This is a genomic window from Caballeronia udeis (assembly GCF_001544555.2).
Lineage (GTDB): Bacteria > Pseudomonadota > Gammaproteobacteria > Burkholderiales > Burkholderiaceae > Caballeronia > Caballeronia udeis.
In genome coordinates this window covers 121,301-128,629 of record NZ_FCOK02000021.1, presented here as the reverse complement: position 1 = coordinate 128,629, position 7,329 = coordinate 121,301, and the positions used below count along the sequence as shown (strand labels likewise).

Annotated in this window: 7 protein-coding genes; 6 read left to right on the top strand and 1 reads right to left on the bottom strand. The window is 61.7% G+C overall.

Going from position 1 to position 7,329, the window contains the following annotated elements:
- The 5 genes from AWB69_RS17225 to AWB69_RS17205 all read left to right on the top strand — a co-directional run.
- Positions 1-730 (top strand): ABC transporter ATP-binding protein (locus tag AWB69_RS17225; RefSeq protein WP_062086822.1); only part of this gene is annotated, 730 nt, incomplete at its 5' end.
- A 31-nt stretch (positions 731-761) separates the two neighbouring features.
- A complete protein-coding gene (locus tag AWB69_RS17220) occupies positions 762-1,823 on the top strand; it encodes an extracellular solute-binding protein (RefSeq protein WP_062086820.1) in 1,062 nt (353 codons plus the stop codon).
- Positions 1,823-2,698 (top strand): ABC transporter permease, encoded by an 876-nt coding sequence (locus AWB69_RS17215; RefSeq protein ID WP_062086813.1) that lies wholly within the window; start codon positions 1,823-1,825, stop codon positions 2,696-2,698. Before AWB69_RS17220 ends, AWB69_RS17215 begins: the two co-directional genes overlap by 1 nt.
- Positions 2,691-3,515, top strand: a complete 825-nt coding sequence (locus AWB69_RS17210; RefSeq protein WP_231937145.1) for an ABC transporter permease — start codon at positions 2,691-2,693, stop codon at positions 3,513-3,515. Before AWB69_RS17215 ends, AWB69_RS17210 begins: the two co-directional genes overlap by 8 nt.
- Positions 3,516-3,533: 18 nt before the next feature.
- The gene (locus tag AWB69_RS17205; RefSeq protein WP_062086809.1) at positions 3,534-5,042 is read left to right on the top strand and encodes an amidohydrolase family protein; all 1,509 of its coding nucleotides are present in this window, start codon (positions 3,534-3,536) and stop codon (positions 5,040-5,042) included.
- Positions 5,043-5,089: 47 nt separating this feature from the next.
- On the opposite strand, the gene AWB69_RS48695 is transcribed toward AWB69_RS17205, so the two are convergent.
- Complete coding sequence (locus AWB69_RS48695; RefSeq protein ID WP_062086807.1) at positions 5,090-5,380, bottom strand: LysR substrate-binding domain-containing protein; 291 nt, start codon at positions 5,378-5,380, stop codon at positions 5,090-5,092.
- Positions 5,381-5,721: 341 nt separating this feature from the next.
- On the opposite strand from AWB69_RS48695, the gene AWB69_RS17195 reads away from it, so the two are divergent.
- On the top strand, positions 5,722-7,269 hold the full coding sequence (locus AWB69_RS17195; protein ID WP_062086805.1) for a sigma 54-interacting transcriptional regulator: 1,548 nt from the start codon (positions 5,722-5,724) through the stop codon (positions 7,267-7,269).
- Positions 7,270-7,329: the final 60 nt, after the last annotated feature.

The window sequence follows — 7,329 nt, the reverse complement described above, 5'->3', positions numbered from 1 at the left end:
CGATTTCTTTACTCGTTTCGATCTCAGTGAACCCGAACAACAGGAAAAGCGTTTGCGCAGCATTCTCGACTGCGATTGCATCCTGTTACTCGATGAACCCTTCGCCGCGCTCGACAAAAGCCTGCGTCTCGACATGCAGATCGAGATCCGGCGTCTGCAGCGGGAACTGCATATCACCACCATCATGGTTACGCATGACCAGGAAGAAGCGATGAGCATGGCCGACCGCGTCGCCGTGCTCAACCGGGGACGTCTCGAGCAGTTCGCGCCCGCGACCGACATCTACGATCGCCCGGCCACGCCGTTCGTGGCCGGCTTCGTCGGCACCGCCAATCTGATTGCCGCCCAGCTTTCACAGCAGGGCGACGTGATGCACGCAAAAGTAGGCGAGGGCGTGCTGGTGCTCGAGCGGCCCGATTGCGACGCCATGTCTGGCGCCTGCTCCGAGCCGGCGTTGCTGGCCGTGCGCCCTGAACAGTGGGACTGGGTTCCCGAGGCCGATGCGCGGCCTTCCTCTGCGTTTGCCACCATCCAGCTGGTGCTGCCGCTTGGCGCAACGCTCATGGTGGAAGCGGTGCTGGATGGCGGTATCGCTGTGAAGCTGACCATGCCACGTAGCGGCCCGGTCGCGCTAAGCCCCGGCATGCGGGTCGCCTTGCGGATCAAACCACATGCGTCGGTGCGTGTTTTCGGCAGTGCTTTGCCCGAGGCGGCGCTGACCGCACATTGACCCGACTTCTTTTCCTTTCACGGAGTTTCTGATGTCCAAGATCGATCTCGACCGACGCAGGATTGTGCAGGCGCTGGGCGCTTTGGGTGCTGTCGGCCTTCCGCTTAGCGGGGTTATCGGCAACGCGTATGCCGCAGAGTCGCTGGCGGCGACCACCTTTCCCGGCGCTTGGGAAGAATCGCATCGCAAGATCCTGCTGCCCGCGTTTCGCAAGGCGACCGGCCAGAGCGCGACGCTCACGGCCTCTCAGGCCGTCGACACGCTCACGAAGCTGACGGGCGCACGCGCGAATCCGCCGTTCGATGTGGTGATGATGGACGAGGGTCCCTATCTCATCGGCGTTTCACAAGGTTTGTTCGAACCCATGCCGACATCGAAGGTGCCCAATCTCGCCGACTTGCCGGCGAAGTTCATCGACCCCAAGGGGCTGGGCGCGTATACGTCGGGACAGGTCTACGGCATTGCGTACAACACGGAGAAGATCAAGCAGGCGCCGACGTCGTGGAACGACCTCCTGAAGCCGCAATTCAAAGGGCGCGTGGGGTTGGTCGGACTCGATTCAACGCTTGGTCTGGTCTGGATGGTCGCGCTCGCGAAAATGCTCGGCGGCGACGAAGCGCACATGGATCCGGCGTTCGATTTCGTCCGTCGGCTGATGCCGAACGTCGGGGCCGTCGCGGCCAATCCGGGCGCGCTCGGGACCTTGTTCCAGCAGGGGCAGATCGATATCTCGTGCCACTACATCAACAACGTCGAATCGTTGAAGGCGAAGGGCGTGCCCGTCGCGCTGGCCAGACCCGCCAGCAACTGGGGCCTTGTGCGCAGTACCATGAACATCGTTAAAAACACGAAGATGGCCGATCTTGCCGCCGCGTATATCAACACGGCGCTAAGCGTCGAGGTCCAGCAGCAGATGACCGCCGCACCGTATTTCGTTGCACCGACCAACACGAAAGTGCCGTTTGGCGGGGCGCTCGCCCAGATCGCGCAATCGTCGAGCGAGCTCGAAAGTTTCGTTCAGGTCGACTGGGCAAAACTCAATCCGCTGCGCGCCGGCTATATCGACCGGTTTAATCGGGAGGTCAAGGTCTGATGAGTTCCGTCGTGAGGACGCGGGTGCGGGGCAGCAGGCGCATTGCCGGCGACTGGCTGCTGACACTGCCGCTCAGCGTGTTCTTCCTGGCGTTCGTCGCGGTGCCGCTCGCGTTGCTCGCCGCAATCAGCCTGCACAACGACGCCGCGATGACGCATGCCGGCCTGCATCAATACGCGCGTTTTTTCAGCGACAGCTACAACCGCGGCATCCTCTGGTCTACGCTGGGACTCGGCGTCTGGACGACGACGTCGTGCATCGTGCTGGGGTATCCGGTCGCGTGGCTGTATGTAAGCAGCAGTGCGCACTGGCGGCGCCCATTGCTGCTTTGCATCCTGTTGCCGCTCCTCACGAGTTCTGTCGTCCGCACATTCGCGTGGGTCGTGATCCTCGGCAACGAGGGGCTCGTGAATCAGGTGCTCGCCGCGCTTGGCCTGATCGGCTCACCGGTCAAGCTGCTCTACACGCCGGTGGCCGTGGTGCTGTCGCTCGCGCAGATCGAGCTGCCCCTGATGGTGTTGCCTTTGGCAACTGCGCTGAGCGCGATCGATCCGCGCCTTTCCGAAGCGTCGCACGCACTGGGAGCGAGTCCGTGGCGAACCTGGTGGCGGGTGACGTTGCCGCTCTCCGTACCCGGTCTTCTTAGCGGAACGCTCCTGGTCTTCACCGGAGCGGTCAGCGCGTTCGTCGTCCAGACGCTGGTCGGTGGCGGACAGTTGATGTACATGCCGTTTTATATCTATCAGCAGGCGATCCAGTCGCAGGATTATCCGTTTGCAGCCGCCATTGCAATGATCCTGCTCGTCAGCATTCTAGTGATGATCACGCTGCTTAACTATGGTGGCCGCAAGACCAAGGGGTTTATTCATGGCTAACGTTGCCGCGGCACGAGGCGCTCGCGCGGCAGGCATGTCGTTTCGCGTGACCATGTCACTGATCGGCGGGGTGGGCGTACTGCTGCTCATGCTGCCGACGCTGATCGTGCTCGTTACGTCGTTCACATCGGGCTATTCGCTCAAGTTTCCGCCTCCGGGATTTTCCCTGCGCTGGTATGAGGCGCTCGTGTTCGATTCGCCGGAAATAATCGATGCGCTGACGCTCAGTCTGAAGCTCGCTGCGCTCGCAACCGCGATAGCGACGGTCCTTGCAGTAGGCGCCGCCGTTGCGCTCGCGCGTCGCCGGAGTCTCGCCGCGCGCGTACTGGATTCGTTTTTCATGGCGCCGCTGACCGTCCCGTCACTGGCGCTCGGGCTCGGTATTCTCGTACTCTTCAATCTGGAAAGCGCGGGGTTGTCGTTCTACAGCCTGCTCGCGGGACACATTGCCCTATGCGCGCCTTATATCCTTTACACCACCTCGGCAAGCTACGCGCAGCTGGATCCTGCGTTGCTCGACAGTTCGCTGTGCCTTGGCGCATCGCCCATGCGAACCTTCCGTCGCGTGGTGCTGCCGGCTTTGTGGCCGGGAATCGCGTCGGGGGCGTTCATCGCGTTCATGAACTCTTTCGATAACGTCGCGTTGTCGCTGTTTCTCTCCGATGCCCGCTCGGAAGTCCTGCCCATCCGGCTGTGGCACATCATTGAAGACAGTCTGGACGTTCGCGCCGCCGCCTCCGGTGTGCTCATTCTGGTCACGCTGGTGTCGATGCTGATCATGGAACGCGTAGCCGGACTATCCCGTCAATTTCGCTAGGCACGAGGAAGCGCAACCATGACCGTCATCTTGTCGAACGTGCGTCTCCTGCATGGCGTAGAACAACAGTACCTGCCGGAGCTTTTCGACGTGGCGCTGCAAGGCGAATGGATCGTTGCGATCGAGCCGGCCGGCACATTGCCGCGCGCCGAAGGCGACACCGTCGTGCCGCTGGACGGGTGCCTGCTGACGCCTGGCCTCATCAATGGCCATCAGCATTCGCATGAGCATTTCCACAAGGGCCGGGTCGAGAACCTGCCGCTCGAACTGTGGATGCATTATGTCCGCGCGCCAAGGCCTGTCCGGCTGACGCCCCGGCAGGTCTATCTGCGCACGCTGACAGGCGCGATTGAAGCGCTGCGCAGCGGGGCGACGACGGTCGTGGATGACTGCAACCTGGGTGGATCGATCGATCGCGATTCGCTCGACGCGATTTACCAGGCTTACGAAGACGCAGGCATTCGCGCGATGGTGGGCTTCTCGATGATGGACCGCCCGCTCGTCGACAGCTTCCCGTTCGTCGATGCGATTTTTCCACAGGAACTGCTGGCGCAGATGCGGGCGATACCACGGCCAACCCCGGATGCGTGGTTCGCGTTCCTCGGCGAGGAAGTGCAGAACAGACATCCGCAATCGAACCGCGTGGGTGTGCTGGTGGCGCCGTCGGCGCCGCAGCGCTGCACGCCCGGGTTTCTTGCGCGTTGCCGCGCGTTCGCCGACGAACACGCATTGCCCGTGATCACGCACGTTCAGGAGACGCGCTTGCAGATCGTGACGGCGCAGGCGTTCTACGGCAAGCCGATGGTGCAGTACCTCGACGAGCAGGGCTTCCTGAAGCCGGGAACATCGCTGATCCACGCGGTTTGGCTTTCCAACGACGAGATTGCCCGGATCGCCGCAAGCGGCGCGACCGTGCAACACAATCCATGGAGCAACCTGATGCTCGGTTCCGGCGTGCAGCCGACGCGCCAGTTGCTCGACGCTGGGGTCAGCGTGAGCCTGGGTTCGGACGGCTGCTCGTCCACCGTGACCGGCAACATGCTTAACGTTGTGGGCTCAGCGGCTGCCTTGTCGAAGATCCGGGGGAAGGATTACTCCCGCTGGCTGACGGCGGCTGAGGCGCTACGGGCCGGGACTATCGGTGGCGCCGGCGCGTTGGGCATGGCGGGTCAACTCGGTGTGATTGCGCCGGGTTATCGCGCGGATCTCGTGGCTTATCGGACCGACACAATCAACTTTTCGCCGCTTACCGATCCCGTACGCCAGCTCGTGTATGCCGAACGGGGAACGTCGATCGACAGCATGTTCGTCGCGGGACGCTGCGTCATGTGCAACGGCAGGCTGACGAATATCGACGAAGGCGCAATTCTTCGGGAAATCGCCGGCACATATGAAAACCTGAAAGCAGAATTCGATCTTGCGGATCAGTCGGTCGGACCGTTGATCGCCGAGATGGAAAAGATAGTCGACCGCGCTTCGGCGTTGGAAGCGGGGTGGAAGACCCACATGACGCGCCTTGATGAATAAGCGCCGGTTGACATGGCGGCTGCGGTTCTCGCGCCCGGGACTGGCGATCAATCGGGAATCAGTACACGGCTGCGCGTGAGCACATCTTTCGCAAGCTCGACGATGGTATTCACGCCACTGTGGCGCATGTCCTGATACGCCACGAAGAACCCTTGCCGGGTGATGGGGCGTTCAGTGTTCAGCACATAAATCAGCCCGGCGTCGATATCCGGGCGCATGATCGCGGGAGACAGCACGGCCGCCGCATGCCCCGCTGCCACGAGCCGCAACATCATCGACAGGGAATTACATGAGCGGACGTTTTCCGGCGTGCACCCCGCGCCCACCGATGCAAACATCGGATGATATTTGAGACGACTCCTGCCCCAGGCGCGGCATGAAACAGAAGTGCTCGCACGCGGAAATAATTTCGTCGTAGAAAGTCGGCCCGATTTCCCGTGGGCGCTGCTGCATGCCGGATGAACAATGCCCGATGGGCACGGCGAGCGCTGCCTGGGGTCAATACATGATCGTCTAAAGCCAGCCATTCGTGGGCTCTGGCTTCTTCGCTTGCGCCTCCACCGACCGCTTTTCTGTCGTGTAATCATATGCAGCTAACGAACCGCATAGCACCTTGAACACGCAACCTGAACCCCACAGCCACGAAGCCGAGACTCCCGCTTACTGGCGCGAGCACGAAATGCTGCTGCTGCAGCAGATCATGGCGCTTGTCGGAAAGAACCTGTCGCCGCTTCCAGTGCTGCGCGAAATGCTGCACCTGATGTCGGAGCTTCTTGGCCTGAATCGCGGACGGGTGGTGCTGCGCGATGACGGCGCCAGCACTTCGCGCATACGTCACGCTTACGGCCTGACGGCGCAGGAGGTCGAGCGCGGAAAATACGCTGAAGGCGAGGGCATCACTGGGCGCGTGCTAAGAAACGGTCAGTTGACCATCGTCCAGGATATCGACGCCGAGCCGACCTTTCTTGCGCGCGCCGTCGAACGATCGAAACTGCCGCCGGGACCCGTCGCGTTCATTGCGTTGCCTATTGTTGCAGGCCAGAGGACGGTCGGCGTGCTCGCGTGTCACCGCATACGGACACGCACACGAGCGCTGGCTGACGACGTGACGCTACTGCGGATTCTCGCGACACTCGCCGGGCAGTTGCTGCAACTCGAAGCAAATCTGCAAGAGAAGACGCGCTCGCTGGAGCAGCAAAACGCGGCGCTCGCGCGAGCGCTTGAGTCGAGCAGTGCGCGATATGGAATCATCGGTACATCGCCCCGATTGTTACGGGCCATCTCCGAACTGGAGCGCGTGTCGGATTCATCGGCGAGCGTACTGTTGCTCGGGGAATCCGGCACCGGCAAGGAATTGTTCGCGCGCGCCTTGCATCTCGCGAGTCCCCGGCGTGACAAGGCGTTTATTAAGATCAATTGCGCGGCGATTCCGGAAACCTTGTTCGAGTCCGAGCTCTTCGGCTACGAGCGCGGCGCATTTACAGGCGCAGCGACGGCACGCGCCGGCTGGTTCGAACAGGCGGATGCGGGCAGTATTTTCCTCGATGAAATCGGTGAAATGCCGCTCACCATGCAGACCAAGCTGCTTCGCACGCTTCAGGAGGGTACGATCACGCGGCTAGGTGGCAAACGCGAGATTCGCGTCGACGTCCGGCTGGTTGCGGCGACCCACCGCGATTTACAGACTGACGTCGCGCGCGGGGGCTTCAGACAAGACCTCTACTACCGGCTCAATGTCATCCCGATTCAACTGCCATCGCTTGCTGAGCGCCGCGGTGACATACGCGAGCTGGCGCTCCATTTCATCAGCCACGCGAATCAGGTCAATCAACGCAATGTGAATCTGACAGCGGGTGCGCTGGCGCGGCTGCAGCAATACTCGTGGCCGGGGAACATTCGCGAGCTCGCGAACCTTATCGAGCGAATCGTGCTGCTTGCAGAGCAGCCGTTTCTGGAAGCCGCCGACATTGAGCGATTCCTGCCGCGCGAGGGAAGGGCCGTCCTGGAGGCTAATGGCGGTTTCACCGGCAGGAACATTGAACCTGCTCTGGCCGTCGCACCGCCGCAGCATGTTGCGCTGCGTCCCTACGGGCGCGTCGACTCGCATTCCTTTGACGTCCTGCGCCACGCGCTTCAGCAATGCGGCGGCAATAAATCGCGCGCGGCGCAACTGCTTGGGATGACAGTGCGGCAGTTCGAATATCGATGGAAGAAGTTGGGCCAATAAGCACTTCAATAGTCGCAAACAATGTCGACATTGTCGACATTGTTTGTTGATGAGCATCCC

What these genes read in the sequence shown, in the direction of transcription:
- AWB69_RS17220 (WP_062086820.1), top strand. Translation starts at nt 762, where the DNA reads ATGTCCAAGATCGATCTCGACCGACGCAGGATTGTGCAGGCGCTGGGC.
- AWB69_RS17215 (WP_062086813.1), top strand. Translation starts at nt 1,823, where the DNA reads ATGAGTTCCGTCGTGAGGACGCGGGTGCGGGGCAGCAGGCGCATTGCC.
- AWB69_RS17210 (WP_231937145.1), top strand. Translation starts at nt 2,691, where the DNA reads ATGGCTAACGTTGCCGCGGCACGAGGCGCTCGCGCGGCAGGCATGTCG.
- AWB69_RS17205 (WP_062086809.1), top strand. Translation starts at nt 3,534, where the DNA reads ATGACCGTCATCTTGTCGAACGTGCGTCTCCTGCATGGCGTAGAACAA.
- AWB69_RS48695 (WP_062086807.1), bottom strand. Translation starts at nt 5,380, where the DNA reads ATGTTTGCATCGGTGGGCGCGGGGTGCACGCCGGAAAACGTCCGCTCA.
- AWB69_RS17195 (WP_062086805.1), top strand. Translation starts at nt 5,722, where the DNA reads ATGCTGCTGCTGCAGCAGATCATGGCGCTTGTCGGAAAGAACCTGTCG.